At 50.8% G+C, this 19,898-nt stretch carries 14 protein-coding genes; 6 read left to right on the top strand and 8 right to left on the bottom strand.

Annotated features, from left to right (window positions below; all coding sequences use genetic code 11):
• Positions 1-84: 84 nt before the first annotated feature.
• The 5 genes from ACO0LE_RS14260 to yajC all read right to left on the bottom strand — a co-directional run bounded on the left by ACO0LE_RS14260 (position 85) and on the right by yajC (position 7,997).
• Positions 85-3,171, bottom strand: coding sequence for an efflux RND transporter permease subunit (locus ACO0LE_RS14260; RefSeq protein WP_422961019.1), 3,087 nt, complete (start codon positions 3,169-3,171; stop codon positions 85-87).
• The gene (locus ACO0LE_RS14255; protein ID WP_422961018.1) at positions 3,168-4,409 is read right to left on the bottom strand and encodes an efflux RND transporter periplasmic adaptor subunit; all 1,242 of its coding nucleotides are present in this window, start codon (positions 4,407-4,409) and stop codon (positions 3,168-3,170) included. Before ACO0LE_RS14255 ends, ACO0LE_RS14260 begins: the two co-directional genes overlap by 4 nt.
• Before the next feature lie 349 nt (positions 4,410-4,758).
• Entirely contained in the window at positions 4,759-5,697 is a 939-nt protein-coding gene (gene secF / locus ACO0LE_RS14250; RefSeq protein ID WP_422955590.1) for a protein translocase subunit SecF, read from the bottom strand.
• Positions 5,698-5,735: 38 nt separating this feature from the next.
• Positions 5,736-7,601: a protein translocase subunit SecD gene (secD, locus tag ACO0LE_RS14245; protein ID WP_422961017.1), complete on the bottom strand. Its 1,866-nt coding sequence runs from the start codon at positions 7,599-7,601 to the stop codon at positions 5,736-5,738.
• 75 nt (positions 7,602-7,676) lie between these two features.
• Positions 7,677-7,997 carry a preprotein translocase subunit YajC gene (gene yajC, locus ACO0LE_RS14240; protein ID WP_422961016.1) on the bottom strand — a complete coding sequence of 107 codons (321 nt, stop codon included), beginning with the start codon at positions 7,995-7,997 and terminating at the stop codon, positions 7,677-7,679.
• 372 nt (positions 7,998-8,369) lie between these two features.
• On the opposite strand from yajC, the gene ACO0LE_RS14235 reads away from it, so the two are divergent.
• The 3 genes from ACO0LE_RS14235 to ACO0LE_RS14225 all read left to right on the top strand — a co-directional run bounded on the left by ACO0LE_RS14235 (position 8,370) and on the right by ACO0LE_RS14225 (position 12,253).
• A complete protein-coding gene (locus ACO0LE_RS14235; RefSeq protein ID WP_422961015.1) occupies positions 8,370-9,731 on the top strand; it encodes a S1 family peptidase in 1,362 nt (453 codons plus the stop codon).
• Positions 9,728-10,705: an FHA domain-containing protein gene (locus tag ACO0LE_RS14230; protein ID WP_422961014.1), complete on the top strand. Its 978-nt coding sequence runs from the start codon at positions 9,728-9,730 to the stop codon at positions 10,703-10,705. The genes ACO0LE_RS14235 and ACO0LE_RS14230 overlap by 4 nt, the downstream gene beginning before the upstream one ends.
• 87 nt (positions 10,706-10,792) lie before the next feature.
• On the top strand, positions 10,793-12,253 hold the full coding sequence (locus ACO0LE_RS14225) for a DUF2867 domain-containing protein (RefSeq protein WP_422961013.1): 1,461 nt from the start codon (positions 10,793-10,795) through the stop codon (positions 12,251-12,253).
• Here the strand turns inward: ACO0LE_RS14225 and ACO0LE_RS14220 are convergent.
• From ACO0LE_RS14220 to queA, 3 genes are all read right to left on the bottom strand, one after another.
• Positions 12,216-13,160, bottom strand: a complete 945-nt coding sequence (locus tag ACO0LE_RS14220) for a TraB/GumN family protein (RefSeq protein WP_422961012.1) — start codon at positions 13,158-13,160, stop codon at positions 12,216-12,218. The genes ACO0LE_RS14225 and ACO0LE_RS14220 overlap by 38 nt on opposite strands.
• Positions 13,161-13,162: 2 nt before the next feature.
• Positions 13,163-14,296, bottom strand: coding sequence for a tRNA guanosine(34) transglycosylase Tgt (gene tgt, locus ACO0LE_RS14215; RefSeq protein ID WP_422961011.1), 1,134 nt, complete (start codon positions 14,294-14,296; stop codon positions 13,163-13,165).
• Positions 14,297-14,420: 124 nt separating this feature from the next.
• Positions 14,421-15,491: a tRNA preQ1(34) S-adenosylmethionine ribosyltransferase-isomerase QueA gene (gene queA / locus ACO0LE_RS14210; protein ID WP_422961010.1), complete on the bottom strand. Its 1,071-nt coding sequence runs from the start codon at positions 15,489-15,491 to the stop codon at positions 14,421-14,423.
• A gap of 377 nt (positions 15,492-15,868) precedes the next feature.
• Between queA and recG the strand changes: the two genes are divergently transcribed.
• The 3 genes from recG (at position 15,869) to ACO0LE_RS14195 (ending at position 19,615) form a co-directional block, all read left to right on the top strand.
• Positions 15,869-17,977 (top strand): ATP-dependent DNA helicase RecG, encoded by a 2,109-nt coding sequence (gene recG / locus ACO0LE_RS14205; protein ID WP_422961088.1) that lies wholly within the window; start codon positions 15,869-15,871, stop codon positions 17,975-17,977.
• 129 nt (positions 17,978-18,106) lie between these two features.
• Positions 18,107-18,592, top strand: coding sequence for a GNAT family N-acetyltransferase (locus ACO0LE_RS14200; protein WP_422961009.1), 486 nt, complete (start codon positions 18,107-18,109; stop codon positions 18,590-18,592).
• Between the two features lie 117 nt (positions 18,593-18,709).
• Positions 18,710-19,615 (top strand): SDR family NAD(P)-dependent oxidoreductase, encoded by a 906-nt coding sequence (locus tag ACO0LE_RS14195; RefSeq protein ID WP_422961008.1) that lies wholly within the window; start codon positions 18,710-18,712, stop codon positions 19,613-19,615.
• The last annotated feature ends 283 nt before the right edge of the window (positions 19,616-19,898 follow it).

Genomic DNA, 19,898 nt, shown 5'->3' with positions numbered 1-19,898 from the left:
GGGGGAGTATATGATTTTATGACTATTCACTACAGGTACACCACAGCCAGACGCCGACAGCGGCCGGCTGTGCATGAGGACAGACTACAGCGTATCCCCGACGATAGGTCCCTTGCCACTGAAACGATCCAGTGCCAGATAAATCACCGGCGTAATAAACAAGGTTATCGCCTGCGAGAAGATCAGACCACCGACAACGGCAAGCCCTAGAGGCTGACGTAATTCAGCACCAGCGCCTAAACCAAAAGCAATCGGTAAAGCACCGACCAAGGCCGCCAGTGTTGTCATCATGATAGGCCGGAAGCGCTGGATGCACGCCTCGCGAATCGCCTCTGGCGGTGTCATGCCGTGATGGCGCTGCGCATCAAGCGCAAAGTCAATCATCATGATCGCATTTTTCTTCACAATACCGATCAGCAGCAAGATACCGATCGTCGCAATCAAAGTCAGATCTTCACCGAAAATCTGCAACATCAGCAACGCGCCCACTGCCGCCGAAGGCAATCCAGCCAGAATCGTCAGCGGATGAATATAGCTCTCGTACAAAACGCCGAGCAAAACATAGATCACTAGTAAAGCGGCGACAATCAGTACGACCTGACCTGACTGAGAATCCTTGAATACCGCAGCATCGCCGCCATAGGAGGTGATGATCGATGCTGGTAATTTAATCTCATCACGGTATTGCTCGATCTTTTTAGTCGCATCACCCAGCGCCGATCCCGGCGAAAGGTTGAATGATACTGTCACCGCCTGCAACTGGCCTACGTGATTAATTGAGGTCGGGCCAACTGTGCGCTTAATCGTCGCGAAACTCGACAAAGGCACTAAAGCACCAGTATTGCTGCGTACATAAATGGCGTTAATCGCGCTCTCATCTTTTTTCGCATCAGGTGCCAGTTCCATAATCACCTGATAACTATCCACGTTGGTGTACATGGTAGATACCTGACGCTCACCGAATGCGCTATACAGACTCGACCGTACGCTATCCATCGCCACACCCAGCGCATTGGCACGGTCACGATCAATATTCAGCGAGGCTTGCAAGCCCTTGAGTTGGGAATCAGTCGTCACGTCTTTAAATGCCGGATCGTTCCTCAACTTATCCTGCAGTTTTAAGGACCAGTCGCTCAGCTCACCGGCCTCCACACTCTGCAAGATGTATTGGTACTGACTCTTACTCGGACGCCCGCCTAACTGCAAGTTTTGGGTTGGTCGCAAAAAAACAGAAATACCAGCGACCTCACTCAGTTTTTTGCGCAAGCCATCGACGACCTGCTTCATCGGCTTACGCTGATCGCGCGGCTTCAGATTGATAAACATACGACCTGTGTTTTGTGAACCGCTGCCGCCGTTAAATGAAGTCGCGGTCAGGACATTCGGGTCATCACGAATAATCTTGGCAACCTTATCCTGCAAGGTCACCATGGCCGGGAAAGAGGTATCCTCTGCCGCCTCGGTCGACACGTTGATCTGCCCGATATCCTCTTCTGGGAAGAAGCCTTTCGGGATCGACGTGAACATATACGCGGTCGCAACGAAGGTCGCCAGAGCCACCAGCAAGACGGCGCCGCGATGACGCAGCGCGACATCCAGACCACGGGCATAGGCGTTTAAGGAGGCGTTGAAACTGTTTTCAAATACATGCAGCAAGGCTGCGATCAAACGCGGTGGCTCCTTCATTTCATGCTCGCTTTTCAGAAAACGACTCGCCAGCATCGGAACCAGTGTCAGCGACACAAACGCCGACGCCACAATCGCCAGCGACACGATCACAGCAAACTCATGAAACAACTGACCAATCACGCCAGGCATGAAGAAGATCGGAATAAACACCGCGATCAGAGAAGTCGAAATCGAAATAATCGTAAAACCCACTTCACGCGAGCCTTGCAGCGCCGCTTTAAAAGGTGGCTCGCCAGCTTCGACATGGCGCATGATATTTTCCAGCATCACAATCGCATCGTCGACGACCAGGCCGACCGCCAGTGTCAGGCCCAGCAAAGAAATATTATCCAGGGTATAGCCAAAACCCCACAGCAAACTGATCGCACCGATCAGTGATACCGGCAAAGACAAGGTCGGAATAATCGTTGCAACCATACGGCGCAAGAATAAGAAAATCACGATCACGACCAGAAATATCGTCAGCAACAGCGTCAGATTCACGTCATGCAAAGCATCGCGAATAGACACGGAGCGATCATTCACCTGATTGATTTTGACCGAGGCAGGCAGCTGGGCCTGATAGCCTGGCAAAGCGGCCTTGATCGCGTCGACCACTTTCACCGTATTGGCATCCGTCTGGCGCTGGATCGCTAATGTAATCGAGCTCTCGCCATTGAAGTTCGCCGCCGATTTTACAGTCTCAAAACTGTCTTCGATCTTGGCAACATCGCGCAAACGTACCACCTGTCCGCCCTTGTTACTAACGATCAGATCGGCAAATTCAGCTGCGCTCTGTAACTGGCGATTCGCGAGCAACGTCAAAGTCTGTTTGTCGCCCTCCAGCGTACCGACCGGTGTATTGGCGTTGGAGGCACGGATACTGGCAGACAATTCATCAAGTGAGATATTCCGTGCTGCCAGCGCTTCCGGCATTACGCGTACACGCACGGCATATCGTTTGATACCAAAAATATTCACCTGCGCCACGCCGTCCAGAGTGGATAAACTAGGTGAAATCAGATGCTCGGCATAACTCGTTAATTCGGACAAACTCAAGGAGGGTGAAGTCAGTGCCAAAAACAGAATCGGCGCATCAGCGGGATTGACTTTGCGATAGGACGGCGGCGACGTCATGTCTTGCGGCAGCGAGCGCTGGGCGCGCAACAAGGCGGCTTGTACATCAACCGCGGCGGCATCAATTTTCCGGTTCTGATCGAACTCCAGCGTCAACGACGTCGAACCCAGCGTATTGCTGGAACTGATCACCGACAAGCCAGGGATCGTTGCAAATTGTTTTTCCAGCGGCAGCGCCACCGAAGTCGCCATAGTCTCAGGACTGGCACCAGGCAAGTTAGCATTGATGCTGATCACCGGAGTATCGTAACTAGGCAACGCGGCAATCGGAATATAGCGATATGCCAGCACACCGGCAACGATAATCGACAGGTTCAGCAATACCGTCATTACCGGACGACGGATAAACAGCTCCGACAAATTCATGATGCGCTCGCTGATGCTGATGCAGCGGCTGGAACTAACGCCGGAGCGGACACTGGCACCGCGCTGGCTGATGCTTTCCTCATATTTTTATCAGCACCGTTGCTATCCGCAGTACGTTCACGAACTACGCTACCTGGCCGCAAATTCTGCTTACCATCCACAATAACTTTCGCCCCTGCATCAATGCCTTTGACGACGGCGTCCGCACCTGCGGCATTCAATAAAGTGACGGGACGTAAGGCGGCCTTGCCATCTGCATCGACGATGTAGACGATGGTGCCTTTAGGGCTGACAACCATCGCATCCATCGGGATCACAATCGCATCTTTCAAGGTGCGTACGCTTAAGTCGACGTTCGCATATGCACCTGGCCATAATTTCAATCCTTTGTTATCAAAGACCGCTTTAGCCTTCACCGTTCCTGACGAAGCATCGACAGCATTATCGACGAACTGCATACGGCCTTTGAACTGATCAGGACGATCTGGCAATTGCGCTGTCACCGCGTTGCCAGCTTGTTGCATGCTCTCCAGGGCGTCCTGCAAATTGCGCTGAGGCAGCGGGAAGCTGATGGCAATCGGATCCATCTGAGTGATCGTGACCAAGGGCGTCGCCGTGGTATTCGCCTGCACCAGCGATCCCGGATAAACGCTGATCACACCCGTGCGTCCGGCGGCAGGTGCAACGATACGGTTGTAACTCAATGCCACCTTGGCCGCATTCACAGCAGCGCGATCCGAGGCAATCACGGCAAGCTGGGCATCAACCTGGGTCTGGCTGGTATCAAGCACACTTTGTGAAACAAATTTTTTATCGAGCAAGTCCTTGCTACGCGCTAACTGGCGTTGCAAATCGGCCAGCGACGCCTGATCTTTATCGAGTTGCGCTTGTGCCTTGGCCAGATTCACTTCATCAGGACGGCTATCCAGCGTGAACAATAACTCGCCCGCACGCACAAACTGCCCCTCTTTGATATGTACCTTAGCAACGGTACTCGTAATTTGGGAACGAATATCGACCGTATTGAGTGCAGTCACAATGCCGTTAGCGCTCAGACGAACGGGATAGTCACGTTGTTGTGCAATCGCGGTCGTCACACTGACAGGACGATTACCGGCACCGGCCGCTTTTGCAGCTTTGTCAGCGGTATCCGCTTTGCCAACACTCCACTTGTAGTAACCACCTGCTGCAATAGCGGCAATGCCCAATACGATAACGGTCGTTTTTAATTTACTCATACTTGTTTGCCTTGAAGGGATACCGGTGATGTCTTGTTCTGATGAGAATAATGAGATTTTGGGTCTGCGTATAAACGGCCACATGTACGACAAAATATGCGCCGAGACATGCAACAACATACGCAACCAAATGAGCGGCTAATCTACCGTCCTTGGCTAGGACAAAGATTTGATGGTTTCGTTCTGTTGAACAACAAGATTTTTGTCAAAACCGCTTGTCTCAGAAATATCGCAATATGTAATGCTAACAAAGAAAAAGCCAGCATACAGGCTGGCTTTAACTTTTAATACTTTTCGTTACATGCAACTCGGTTCAGTTGCGTGATTGACGCATCCGGCTTACGTAGATTTATACAACTGCGCCGTCGGTCTCGTCTTTTTCCTTGATCGGCTTGATCAGGTCTTCGCGTTTAACGCCTAACCACATCGCAATCGCGGCTGCAACGAACACGGAAGAATAAATACCGAAGCAAATACCGATGGTCAGCGCAATCGCGAAATAATGCAAAGTCGGGCCGCCGATAAACAGCATCGACAACACCATCATCTGAGTACAACCGTGAGTAATAACGGTACGCGAGATCGTGCTGGTAATCGCATTATCAATCACCTCTGTCACCGACATCTTGCGCTGTTTGCGGAAGTTTTCACGGATACGATCAAAAATAACCACCGACTCATTGACCGAATAACCGAGTACCGCGAGTACCGCTGCCAATACCGACAGATTAAATTCCCACTGAAAGAAAGCGAAGAATCCCAGAATGATGACGACGTCATGCAAGTTCGCAATGATCGCAGCGACCGCGAATTTCCATTCAAAGCGGATTGCCAGATAGATGACGACACCTGCGATCACCATCAACAAAGCCATCAGGCCGTCGTGGGCAAGCTCATCGCCGACCTGTGCACCGACGAGCTCCGTACGTTGTAATTTCACTTCCGGATCTTGTGTTTTCAATGCTTGCAAAACACGATCAGTTTGTTGCTGAAAATTACCATCTTTCGGCAAGGGCAAACGGATAACAACATCCTGTGCCTTACCAAACGTCTGCACCGGCGTATCAGTGAAACCAAGGCTATCCACTGTTTTACGAATCGCATCCACATTCGCCGCCTTTGGATACGTCACTTCCATGACAGTACCACCAGTAAATTCGACGGAAAAATGCAAGCCTTTGTGCAACAGGAAAAACACGGCAGCAACAAATGTGAGTGCCGAGATGACATTGAAAATCAGCGCATTGCGCATGAACGGTATGTCTTTTTTGATACGGAATAATTCCATGATGAGTCCTTATATTCTGATCGATGCTGAGTCTTTAACTATTCGGTCGGTTTCCAGATCTGACCGATCGCAATCGAGTTCAGTTTTTTCTTACGTCCGTACCAGAGATTGACGACACCGCGTGAGACAAATACCGCAGAAAACATTGACGTCACAATACCCAAGCAATGCACAATCGCAAATGCCTTAATCGGACCGGAACCAAACATCAATAAGGCCAGACCAACAATCAAAGTCGTCACGTTGGAATCGAGAATCGTCGCCCATGCGCGATCAAAACCTGTGGCAATCGCTGCCTGTGGGGTGCTGCCGGCACGTAACTCTTCGCGGATACGTTCATTAATCAATACGTTCGCATCAATCGCCATCCCTAGAGCCAGCGCAATCGCCGCCATACCTGGCAGTGTCAGTGTGGCCTGCAATAAAGACAATATAGCAACCAGTAACAACAAGTTCACCGATAACGCCAAGACGCTGAACACACCGAACAGCAAATAATACGCTGCCATGAAAATACCGATAGCGATGAAGCCATAAAGTGTTGAGTTCAGCCCTTTCTTGATGTTCTCAACACCAAGCTGAGGACCAACTGTGCTCTCTTCAATAATATCCATCGGCGCCGCCAAAGAACCAGCGCGCAACAACAAGGCCAGATCCGATGAGGCGGAAGTAGAGCCCATACCGGTAATATTGAAGCGGGAACCGAGTTCATCCTGAATCGTGGCTACGGTCAATAGTTCGCCCTTACCTTTTTCAAATAAGACGATCGCCATTTTTTTACCGATCTTGCCACGCGTACCTTCACGCATCTTGCGGCCACCATCGCCATTCAGATCAATGCTGACGGCTGGTTGCTGATGCTGATCGAAACTTGCTGATGCACCGGAAATATAATCTCCCGTGATCACAGGATCTTTGTACAGGATTGCCGGACCACCGCGACCAACTTTAAACATCTCAGAACCGAAAGGCACCGCGGTGCTGTCATCGACGACACCAATCACGCTTTCATCAACCAGACGCACTTCCAGTGTCGCCTGGCGACCAATGATTTCTTTCGCACGAGCGACATCCTGCACACCTGGCAACTCAACGACAATACGATCTGCGCCTTGCTGCTGGATGATAGGTTCTGCTACACCGAGTTCATTCACGCGCTTGGACAGGGCCGTGATGTTTTGCTTTACACCTTCGGTCATTGCGGCTTTTAATGCCTCTGGTTTCAGACTGACCTGGAGATTAATTTCGGTGTTGTCGGCATTTTTGGTATCAACAAAATTCACATCCGACATCTGATTGCCGATGACATTAATTGCCTTCGTCATCGTTTCTGCATCACGGAATTTCACATTGATCACATCACCATCACGAGAGATACCTGCATGACGGACTTCTTTATCACGCAATACCGTACGCACTGAGGATTGCAGACCTTGCAAGCGCTTGTTCAACACGGCTTTGGTATCAACCTGCATTAGAAAATGCACGCCACCGCGCAAATCAAGACCCAGATACATAGGGAAGGCATGCAAGCTTTGCAGCCATTTCGGCGTGTTTGGCGACAGGTTAAACGCTACGCCATAAGTAACTTCCGCCAAATCTGGATTCAATGCTTTTTCGATCACCGATTTCGCTTTGAACTGGTCGTCTGTGTCCTTGAAACGTGCGCGCACTGTACCGACAACACCGTTGTTTTCATAGGTCAGGCTAGTCGAAGCGATCGCTTCTTTTTTCAAGATCTGATCAACACGGTCGACCATGCTGCTGTCGATTTTTACCGTAGAACGGGTACTGCTGATTTGTAATGCAGGTGATTCACCAAAGAAGTTTGGCGCGGTGTACAGCGCACCAAAGACCAGTGCGATGACAATGAGAAGATACTTCCAGAGAGGATAGCGATTCATATCGGTTCAGAATAAGAGTAAAGCTGGGCTGAATGAGCAACGCAGCCCGATTGCAAGCTGCGCCGGATCAGAGGATCAGATCGCTTTGATGGTGCCCTTAGGCAGCAACATGGTGACGGCAATTTTCTGCACTACAACTTCAGTGCCATTGGCAATTTCAAGTGTTACGTAAGCGTCAGTCACTTTAGTCACTTTGCCCAAGACACCGCCAGCGGTAATGACTTCATCGTTCTTCGCCAACGCTTCCATCATGGATTTTTGTTCTTTTTGACGCTTCATTTGAGGACGAACCATCAAGAAGTACATCAAAACGATCATTGGGATGAAAATAAACAACCCAGAAAAATCGCCACTGGCCATTGGCCCAGACTGCGCATAAGCATTGGAAATAAACACGTTGAAATTCCTTAAATTTTAATAATTATCTGCAAGGCAAGAATAAATCGACATCAAGTCATCAAATGGTGACAAAAATACCAATTAAAAGAGTCTGCCAACGATCGCAAAGCGCCACATTCTAGCATTGGAGAGCGTGAATGCTAGGTTTTAGTATGGTGACGATGTTCGGCCAATCAAGATTTAAACCGCTGCCGGGCAGATTTTGTGGAAATCCTGCACAAATCAGGTAGTTAAGCAACATTTGTATGGCAGCATAATCCGGATTGCCGCACTGAATTTGAGTGTAATTCAATCGGTACCGCATACAGGAATGCTCAATTAAGTTATGCTAGCGGCAATATTAATGAAAATATATCAACGGAAGATAGCATGCGATTCATACAACCGGCAATGTGGCGTGCCTGCCTGATCAGTCTGGCGAGTTTGACAGCCCCGCTACTGGCTTCTGCGGCACCTCAAGCATCGCTACCGGCTCAGGCTGCCACTGAGAGCGACGCCAGTCAGGTGCGTCAGCCCCCCTCGTCTGCCGCACAGAAACTATATTCCTCCGCCAAAGCCGACTTATTACAAATCCGCATGTTGCTGAAAAATGCGCGCAGCCAGTCCTCGGTCGGCTCCGGATTTTTGATTGGTACCAGCAATCTGGTGCTGACGAATTACCATGTGGTGTCACAAATGGCACTTGACCCCGATGTGTACGTAGGCGAGTACATAGACACCGAAGGTAAGCGCGGCCCCGTCGAATTATTGGCGGTCGATGTGCTGCATGATCTTGCAGTCGTCAGGATCAACCGCAACGGCACTGGCTTTTTCACAATTCCCGATACGCTGGCGCCGCTGACGCAAGGGCAATACCTTTACTCACTCGGCAATCCCCTGGATCTGGGCTTTGCGATTTCAGAAGGTTCCTATAACGGCGTCATTACCCGCAGTTTTTATGACCAGCTGATGTTCACTGGCCCCATCAATTCCGGTATGAGCGGCGGCCCCAGTGTCAATGTCGATGGTGCGGTTGCCGGCGTCAATGTATCCAAGCGCCTGGACGGCGAGCTGGTAAGTTTTTTAGTGCCGATCAAATACGGACAAGAGTTATTAAGAAAAGTCGCGAAGCAGAGCAAAACACCCAAAGACTTCAATCCCCTGATCGGCGACCAGTTGCTGGAACATCAGCGTGGCATGATCGCCAGGCTGCTAGATTCCCCGTTCACGCAAAAGACGATGGGACCCTATCAAGTTCCCGTCAGAGAATCGGATCAGGTGCGCTGCTGGGGGCACTCCAACGTCAAAGATGAGGTGGGATTTACGGTCGACAGCATCAACTGCAAAATGGAGTCGGCGATTTTTATCTCCGACTCGCAACAGACCGGGCATGTCTCTATGGGGCATCAGTATGTCACCACCAAGACTTTGGACACCTTACGTTTCTCGCTTCTGGCAAGTCGTATGTTCAAAGCGAATAACATGGGCTCCCGCAAAGACAGCCAATTGACCAGTGCCTCGTGTACCGAACAGTTTGTAACGACCAAAACTCTGCCGTTGCGCGCGGTACTCTGTGTCCGCGCCTATCGGAAGTTTGTCGGTTTGTATAACTTCACTCTATTTACTGCTAGCACAGATGAAGCCAAGGCCAGTTTGCAGAGTCGCATTGATGTGACCGGCGTCTCCTACGAAAACGGCTTGAAGACGACACGCAACTTCCTCGATGCGTTGTCACGCGGGAGCAAAAAATGAGCGCCCCTTATTTCATCGAAATCCTGGCACGCAATGGTGACGTCATACAGCGCCATCAGATTCAGACACTGCCGGTCCGCATCGGACGCGCTTACGATAATGATGTGATTTTGGACGATGCACATATCGCGGCACACCATGCGATCATCGAACTCGACAGCGAGGCGCAATTATGTGCACGTGATACCGGCAGCCTCAATGGCATTATCCTAGGGGGAAAACGTCAGTCGACCATCGCACTGAATGGCAACACCGTGATCCGTATCGGGCACACAAGCATCCGAATACGCGACACGAGTTTTACCGTCGCGCCAGAAGCACCCGACCGCACCCGGCACACTTGGGAAGGTTTTGTACCGGGAACGATCGGTACGTTCCTGATCGCCTTGTTTGCGATTTACTCCACCTGGCAAACCGATACCAAGCCGTTGCAGGCAATCAGTTATGTCCAGGCAATCGCCTATATCCTGGGCGGCGGTCTGGTGTGGAGCGGACTCTGGGCAATTGCGAATCGCTTATTTGCCCAGCACCCGCGCTTTGGCCGCCATCTGTTTATTTTCGGTGCAGGCATAACGGCGCTGACGCTGTTGGAGCTCGGTCTCAGCGTGATTGCTTACGCCTTCTCGCTCGACTGGCTAAGCCGCTATATTGTGCATTTGTATATCATGGCCGCATGCACCATGCTGTTCTTTCACCTGCTCACGATCAAACCACATCATCCCAAACGCCTCGCGGGCGTATCCGTGTTGTTAATGTTATTAAGTTCCAGCCTGATCCTGATGAGCAATGAACAAAAACTGGGCCGACTTTCTGGTGAAGCGTTTATGAGCGTGCTCTTGCCACCCGCAATACGCATCAGTCCCGATCACAGTACAGACGAACTTATGCAAAATGTCAGTGCAATGAAAGCTAAACTCGATATTGAGCGTACGAAAAAAGTGAAAGACGATGGTAGTGATTCCGAGGATGATTGAATTTAATAATCGCTGCGTAAAATAGATATTCAACATACTGGAACGGCAATATTCGTCACCTACTTATTTATTTGCAGGAAAAACACAATGTTGGAATTAAAGAAAATAACAGGAGCTTTTCCCTCTGCGCGAATTGCATCACAATCTGGCGGCCTACCTGTCGAAGTCTCGCTCATTGCTCAGCTCGGACACGGATCTGGCAATCATCTGTATGCCAGTGTACTAGCCAGACAAAGCGCTCATCAGGATTTTATCGATGAACTGGATGAACCATCTGCAAAATTAGCTGGAACTGATTTTGTGAAAGGCGATGTAACTTCACTCTACTCGTTCGCTGTCGGAGCAAAAGGACATCCATTTCATCGTCACGCCGGACACAGAATATTTACTGCGATCTCCGGTAGCGGTGGCGCACAATTACGATTCTCTACCGCATCACCGGAACAGATAGAAGTTGACGCCAAAAATTTCATCAAAGCTCTGCAATACATCAACATTCCACCAGACTGTCTTTTCACCGTGCGTTTCGGTGGTGAAACCTGGCATCAATTTGCCCCGCTGACAGAAAACTCCAAGCACCCGGTATTTTTTGCCTTGTCTTGTCATACAAACGAATTAGGTGGCACCCTGTCCGAGACGCTACGTCAACAAGTTCTTAATAATGAGGCGAGCATACCGTCACTGACTGAGTTACTTCCAGAAAAAATTCTCCGCCTATTGGAGCTGCCCGATTTTCAACAGACACACATCCCAACCATTGCCCTATCCCTGGATGCGCCGCCCGGAACGCTTCAACGTACTGTGTGCGACACGACTCGCGGCAAGCTAGGGATGGTACGTGGTGCCTGGGCAGCATGGCGAAGACCAAGCGGCTTTTTTTCAGACAATGGAAAAGGGCTCAAAGTAGTGGAATTAACCGGTACGCCAATTGACTCACTACTTACAAACGAACTTGAAAAGGTACGTTTGCATCATGACGACACATTTAGCCTGACATTAGAGCTAAATGACATCAGCAATTTGAAGGCAGATAAAATTTTAAGCGCCGTACTCAAGGGCTTCCTGGAGAATCCTCCGAAAGGAGTATCTCGCATGATGGCGTTCCGCAACGTATTAGTACGCCCGATGGGGCTGAGAACATCGAGCTTGGGATGTCCTGTGTCGTCTTTGCTCTCACAACGCAGCACCAGCTTATTTGACAACCGCTACCCTGTCTTGAATCAGCACATCAACGACAGTCATACGCGCGCGCAAGTGATTCTGGGCGCAAATGACAAACATCTGATATTTCGCTCATGCGTAGGCGTTGAAGTGATTAATCCACAGCGCATTGTAGTTACTCTGGGCACAAGGGTTCATTGTAAAAATTTTTTCGGACGTTTCTACATGGCGGTAATTAATCGTACTCACCGCTCCTACGTGACACCGACTATGCTGCGTTTCGCTGTAGAACATGCTTTGCCATACATTAGTGGAAACAGCAGCATCAGACATGCCAATAACACTAGCATTACTCCACCTGACGTATTTGGAAGCCTTTCTTCTTAAGAAATTCGAGTATGTTGTTTTTACCAATCATATGACCCGCCCCCACAACCACAAAAACTGACTGTCCACCATTCATCAATTTAATGATTTTTTCACTCATGCCCACATTGCGGTCGTCGAGTAAACGCTTCATCATCTTGGCAGAGGCGGCGTCTTTGTTATTGAGGTCGTCGAGGATTTTTTCTAGGGCTGGTGCGTCACCGGTTCTCCAGGCAGCAACCATGTTCTCGGCTTCTTTGACCGCTTCGCCGCTCTGGATACCTTTGAGGGTAGACGCCAGCATTTCATCGCCTTCTTTATCGCTGAAATCAGTCAATACTTTTATCTGAAACGCCAGTGTTTCTAATTCCTGAATTTTCTTTTTATCTGCTTTAGCACGATTCAGGAAATACACATCAATACCGGCCTGCGGCTGATAGCCCTGCCCCATCATGACACCGACGACTAAGCCGGTACTGACCATAGCGGGCTTAAGCATTTGTAATTGTGTAATGGCGGGACCTGCAACCTTGTTCAGTTCTGCCCAGGTTTCAGCGGAGATATGTTTGTCTAACTGGTCCGGCGCTTTATATATAACCTGCGGCATGACTTTAGCAATTGCTTTCTGGTCCGTCGCATCTACCTCGACTGCCAGGATCTTCGACTTGGTGTACGCCTCTTCTACCGCCGTTGTCAGCGGATAAAAATCCGGTTTAGCCAGATGGATTGATCCCAGCAGATAAGCGGTTTTCTGACCTGCCTTGATTTCCCACATCAGACCTTTTGCCGGCGCGGACTGATTCGCGTCGGTGATTTTGGCGACTTCGGCATCGGCATACGCTGACTGATGCGGTGCGAACAAGACGACTGCTGCACTGAATAAAGCGGTCAGTGCGTGGCGATATTTATTTGTTTTGTGCAGGTACATCATTAGACTCCTCTGGCACGGTCAGCATGGAATTGCGCGACGAATTCCGGGAAACGTTCATCATCCAAAGACTGACGGATTCCCTTCATCAGTTCCAGGTAGTAGTGCAAATTGTGAATCGTATTCAGACGTGCGCCGAGGATTTCGCCAGTGCGGTGCAGATGGTGCAAGTAGGCGCGTGAGAAATTTTTGCACGCATAGCAGGCACAGGTTTCATCAAGCGGTGCTTTGTCTTCTTTATAGCGGGCATTCTTGATTTTGACATCGCCGTAACGGGTGAATATCCAGCCATTGCGCGCATTGCGGGTCGGCATAACGCAATCAAACATGTCGATACCATTGGCAACGCCGGCCACCAGATCCTCCGGCGTACCGACTCCCATCAGGTAATGCGGTTTGTTCTCGGGCAAACGCGGTCCGACATGCGCCAGTACACGCAGCATATCTTCCTTCGGCTCACCGACCGACAAGCCACCAATCGCAATACCGTGAAAATTCAAGTCATTCAGACCGGCCAATGATTCGTCACGCAGATGCTCGAACATGCCGCCCTGCACGATGCCGAATAAGGCATTTGGATTGCCGCCCTGGTCAAACTCGTTTTTGGAACGCTGCGCCCAACGCAGCGACATACGCATGGATTTTGCCGCTTCTTCTAACGTTGCCGGACGACCGTCGATTTCATACGGTGTGCACTCATCGAACTGCATGACGATATCGGAGTTCAGCGCGCGCTGAATTTGCATGGAAATCTCTGGCGATAAAAACAGACGCTCGCCACTAATCGGTGACGCAAACTTCACGCCCTCTTCGGTAATCTTACGCATGGCACCCAGAGAAAAAACCTGAAAGCCGCCTGAGTCAGTCAATATCGGTTTGTCCCAACCCATGAAGTCATGCAGACCGCCAAACTTGTTGATCACGTCCAGACCCGGACGCAGCCACAGATGGAAGGTGTTGCCGAGAATGATGTGGGCATCAATCTCTTTCAGCTCCAGCGGCGACATCGCCTTCACAGAACCATAGGTACCGACAGGCATAAAGATCGGCGTTTCAATCACACCGTGATTGACGGTGACGCGACCGCGACGGGCAGCGGTGGTTTTGTCTTTTTTAATTAATTGAAATTCAAGCATAGGATTTACCGACCTAAAAATAAAAGTGCATTGTAAGGTGCGCCGCGCGCACCAAAAATTTGTGTGAACCAGTGATGCGCATGTTGTAGCTCACTGATTCTCGGATTGTTCAACCTAAAACAATCTATTCCAGAGGGATTGTGATTGTCTCTTCCTGCCCAGAGGTATTCGTCAACAACATCGCATCACCATAACTAAAAAAACGATAGCGACTGGCGATGGCATGAGCATAAGTTGCACGGATGCGATCATAGCCTGCAAAGGCGGATACCAGCATCAGCAGGGTTGATTTTGGTAAGTGAAAATTGGTGATAAGCCTGTCGACGGTCTTGAAAACATAGCCCGGCGTAATAAACAAGCGGGTGTCATCACTACCGGCCTGCAAACTGCCCGATTGCGACCCCGACTCCAGCGCACGCATGCTGGTTGTGCCAACGGCGACTACGGATTTACCGGCGGCCTTCGTGGCGCGCACCGCATCGACCGTAGCTTCTGAGATGGTGTACCACTCACTGTGCATGGCGTGATCCGCCAGATTCTCGGTACGTACGGGCTGAAATGTACCGGCACCGACGTGCAAAGTCACATAGGCAAACTGGATACCTTTTGCCGCACAACGGTCAAGTAAAGCCTGATCAAAATGCAGGCCAGCCGTTGGTGCAGCAACCGCGCCAGGCACGCGTGAGTACACCGTTTGATAGCGATGTTCGTCAAAGTCATCGGCTTCGTGATTGATGTAAGGAGGTAAAGGCAGGCGACCATATTGCTCGATCAACTCAAATACATCGCCGGGAAAATGCAGAGTAAAAAATTCACCGGCACGCTCGCCGACCACCACATCAAAGGCATCTGCCAGACGAATTTTTGCACCGGCCTGCGGCGACTTGGAAGCGCGCAACTGGACGTGCACAATATGCTCGTCAGCCGTATTGCTGATCACGCGCTCGACTAGCATTTCGACCTTACCACCGGTTTCCTTGACGCCATGAAAACGCGCCTTGAGTACGCGGGTATCGTTAAATACCAGCAAATCGCCTGCCGTCAATTGCTCGACAATATCGGCAAAATGCCGGTCAACCAGACGGTCGCCATCAACATGCAGCAAACGTGATGCCGAGCGGTCAGGCAAGGCGGTTTGCGCGATCAACTCTTCGGGCAGATCAAAATCAAAATCACTCAGGGTCAGGGTAGACATGCGATGCAATAAGTAAGAACGGTCAGGTAAAAAAAGAAAGGTCTAAAGGAAATTTTTAAAAACAAACACACAGTATTCATGCGGCTTCGCAAGGCTTTTCATCTGAAAACCCGCATCAACATTGCGGAGTCAGTTTAGGAAACCTCTAAAAACAGCTAAAACGACAACAATCTCACACCTCAATGAAACTTCGCGCTAGACACTGTATAAAAAAACAGTAGAATGACGTCATTCCATTTCATGAAGCACGCCGTAGCAGTCTATAGCAGCAATGCGTAAGTCCTTGTGTCAAACCAATCAGACGAACAGAAAACCCAGCATTCTACCTTATGCCTGCTCCTTCTCCATTGAGTCCACACACTCCCGATATGCCCGAGATGCCCGGTGCGTCTGGCAAGGCGCGTAAGCGATCCGCATCTGGTGCAGCCCCTGACACCAAGCCCAAGAGCGCAGCCAAGCTTGTTGTCAATAAGCTGGCCGACAAGTTCGCCAAACTCGGTTTACGCTCAGAGATGGATTTTGTGCTGCATCTGCCGATGCGCTATGAGGATGAGACTGCAATCACCAGCATGCATGACGCCAGTTTTCGCGGTGGCAGTATGGTGCAAATAGAAGGCGTCGTGACGGAATGTGATATTCAATATCGACCGCGTCGGCAACTGGTCGTCACGATTGCGGATGAAACGGCGCAAGTAGTGCTGCGCTTTTTAAACTTCTACGGCAGCCAGACCAAGCAGATGGCGGTTGGCATGCGGGTGCGGGCGCGTGGCGAATTGCGCCACGGCTTCTTCGGTGCAGAGATGGTGCATCCGAGCTACAAGATGGTCAACGAAGGCGCACCGCTGCCCACCGCGCTGACGCCGGTCTATCCCGCCGGTGAAGGCGTGTCGCAAACCATGCTACGCAAGGCGATTGCAACCGCGCTGACCAAGGTGCAATGGCAAGACACACTGTCGCCAGCCTTGCTCGCAGAATTACAGCTAGAGAGTTTTGAAGCTTCCGTCCGCTTGCTACACAATCCCCCGCCCGATGCCGATCAGCATAGTTTGATCGAACATGAGCATCCGGCCTGGCAGCGGATGAAGTTTGATGAACTGCTGGCACAGCAGCTTTCACTCAAACGGGCACAAGCAACTCGCAGAGCAAAAGGCGCGACCGCGTTGCCTGTCGTTGGTGAACTCTGCAATGCGTTTTTGATGACGCTACCCTTCACACTCACCGGCGCCCAAGAACGCGTGCTGGCAGAAATCCGCAGCGACCTGAAACAAAGTTTCCCTATGCAGCGCCTGCTCCAGGGTGATGTCGGCAGCGGCAAAACCATCGTCGCTGCGCTGGCTGCGGCACAGGCGATTGATAGCGGTTATCAAGCTGCGTTAATGGCACCGACCGAGATTCTGGCGGATCAGCATTTTCGTAAGATCGCTGCATGGCTGGAACCATTAGGCGTCAAAACCGCATGGCTGACCGGCAGCCTGAAGAAAAAAGACAAAGAAAAAGCGCAGGCCATGATCGCCTCGGGCGAAGCACAGCTCGTGATCGGCACACACGCGCTGATCCAGGATGCAGTGCATTTTTTTAATCTCGGTCTGGTCATCGTCGATGAGCAGCATCGCTTTGGTGTTGCACAGCGCCTCACTCTGCGCAATAAAGCACAGGCCGGAAAAATCCCGCATCAGCTCATGATGTCTGCCACACCGATTCCGCGCACCCTGGCAATGACTTATTACGCAGATCTGGAAGTGTCAGTGATTGATGAGTTACCACCGGGACGCACACCGATCGTGACCCGTGTCGTCGATCAGAACCGGCGCGACGAAGTCATCGAGCGCGTGCACGCAGCAGCGCAAGACGGCAAGCAAGTGTATTGGGTATGTCCGCTGATCGAAGAATCCGAAACCCTACAATTGCAAACAGCAACCGATACCCATGCAATGCTGAGTGCCGCATTGCCCGATCTGCGGGTAGGTCTGGTACATGGCCGCTTAAAACAGGCGGAGAAGCAGGCCGTGATGGATGCTTTTACCAGAAATGAAGTACAAGTACTGGTCGCGACCACGGTGATTGAAGTCGGTGTCGATGTGCCGAACGCCAGCCTGATGGTGATAGAGCACGCCGAACGTTTCGGCCTGTCACAGCTCCATCAATTACGTGGCCGTGTCGGTCGCGGCGCCGCAGCCAGCGTATGTTTGCTGCTATATTTGGGGCCACTGGGCGGCACGGCGAAGCAGCGCCTGATGACTATGCGCGAAAGTACCGATGGCTTTGAAATCGCCAGAAAAGATCTGGAGTTACGCGGCCCCGGCGAATTCCTCGGCGCACGCCAGTCGGGTGAAGCCATGCTGCGTTTCGCCAACCTGGAAACTGATCAATGGCTGGTCGAAAAAGCCCGCAATCTGGCCATCGATTTACTCCAGCATGACACCGTGACGGTCGACGCCCATCTGCAGCGCTGGATGGGGAATAAAGAAGAATTTTTACGGGTTTAATCTGCTTATTTTCGATTCAAACGCAACACATTACTACTCTTCACCGCTTGCTGGATAGAGAGTGAAAAACAAGCACTCACAAGTATTCATCCACAACTATTTCACAAACACAAACCTAAAAATCTCACCATGCACACCATCATCAACGCCGACCTGCACAATCCCCAGCACGCAAACGACCTCGTCATGCTGCTCAACGCCTATGCATCCGACCGCGTGGGTGGCGGTGATCCGCTGTCAGCATTTGCTACCGCCAACTTGATTCCCGAATTGCAAAAACGATCGAATGCGTATGCGGTAGTTGCTTATGTTGACGGACAAGCCGCTGGCTTCAGCATTTGTTTTGAAGGGTTTTCGACTTTTGCCTGCAAGCCTTTGCTGAATATTCATGATCTTGGTGTACTGGATGAATTTCGTGGCCTAGGTTTATCCAAACTGATCCTGAACCACATCGAACAGATCGCCCTGGAGCGCAGCTGTTGCAAAATGACGCTGGAAGTTCTGGAGGGAAATCATCTCGCGAAAGGTATCTATCAAACGCTCGGTTTCGCCGGATATGAACTGGATCCAGCAATGGGCGGCGCGATCATGATGCAAAAAAAATTAGCATGCTGAGTCACTCCGGCCATCAAATTAAAATAGAATAGTCGTACTTTTTTATTTCAACTTCACGTTCTGCTTTCTTTTCACTTTCTTATTCACTCTCTTATTCACTTTATTAAAAGGTAAAACATGATGATCGATTTCAAAGGCCGTGTGGCCATCGTGACAGGTGCTGGTGGTGGCTTGGGTCGTGAACATGCGCTGGCATTGGCCAAACGCGGCGCCAAAGTCGTGGTCAATGATCTCGGCGGTGCGCGCGACGGTTCCGGCGGCTCATCCGCCGCCGCCCTGGCAGTGGTTGAAGAAATTATACAAGCCGGTGGCGAAGCGATTGCCAACGGTGCCTCCGTCACAGATTTCGTCGCGGTACAGGCCATGGTCAAACAGACGATGGATACCTGGGGTCGGGTCGATATCCTGATCAATAATGCCGGCATCCTGCGTGATAAGAGTTTCGCCAAGATGGAGCTGGATGATTTCAAAATGGTGGTCGATGTACATCTGATGGGAGCGGTCAATTGCTGCAAAGCTGTCTGGCCCATCATGACGGAACAAAAATACGGTCGCATTGTCATGACGACCTCCTCTTCCGGTTTGTACGGCAACTTTGGTCAATCGAATTACGGCGCGGCGAAACTGGCGCTGGTTGGCCTGATGCAAACCCTGTCATTAGAAGGTGCGAAAAACGATATCCGCGTCAACAGTCTGGCACCGACCGCAGCAACCCGCATGACAGAGAGCCTGTTCCCGGAAGCAATGCTGCAAGCCCTGCAACCATCGGATGTCGTCCCGGCGATGCTGGTTCTGGCAGCAGAAAGTGCGCCAACCCGCACCATCCTGTGCGCCGGCGCAGGCAGCTTTGAGGCAGCGCATATCACACTGACACAAGGTGCATGGATCGGCCGCGGCGACGACGCACCAGAGCGCCTGGCAGCACAACTGGCAGACATCAAAAACCGCAACGGCGAAATCGTACCGGAAAGCGGCACAGCGCAAGGTCACGCAGAATTAACTCGTGCCATGAGCAAGATGTAATATTTCCTGCACATTCCCCTGATATTACCAATCCGATGGATTTTCGGCATCTGCTTGAGGCGCACAATTTGTGCCCAAGCGATGCTTATTGATCTCAACACCATGTGGATCGAACTTGATTTATTGATGGGAAAAGACTCTCAGATCAATGTACTCTGGTAATCCCCCCATTTTTAGCGCGAGCTATGAGTAGAGGCTATGCGGCAAGTGCGAGTTTCTGTTTCGGGGTGATGCCGCCGATGCCCGTGTTGGGCCGGTCGTGATTGTAAGTCCATAACCAGCT

Source organism: Undibacterium sp. Xuan67W (assembly GCF_049340165.1).
Lineage (GTDB): Bacteria > Pseudomonadota > Gammaproteobacteria > Burkholderiales > Burkholderiaceae_D > Undibacterium.
This window is presented reverse-complemented; position numbering and strand designations above follow the sequence as displayed.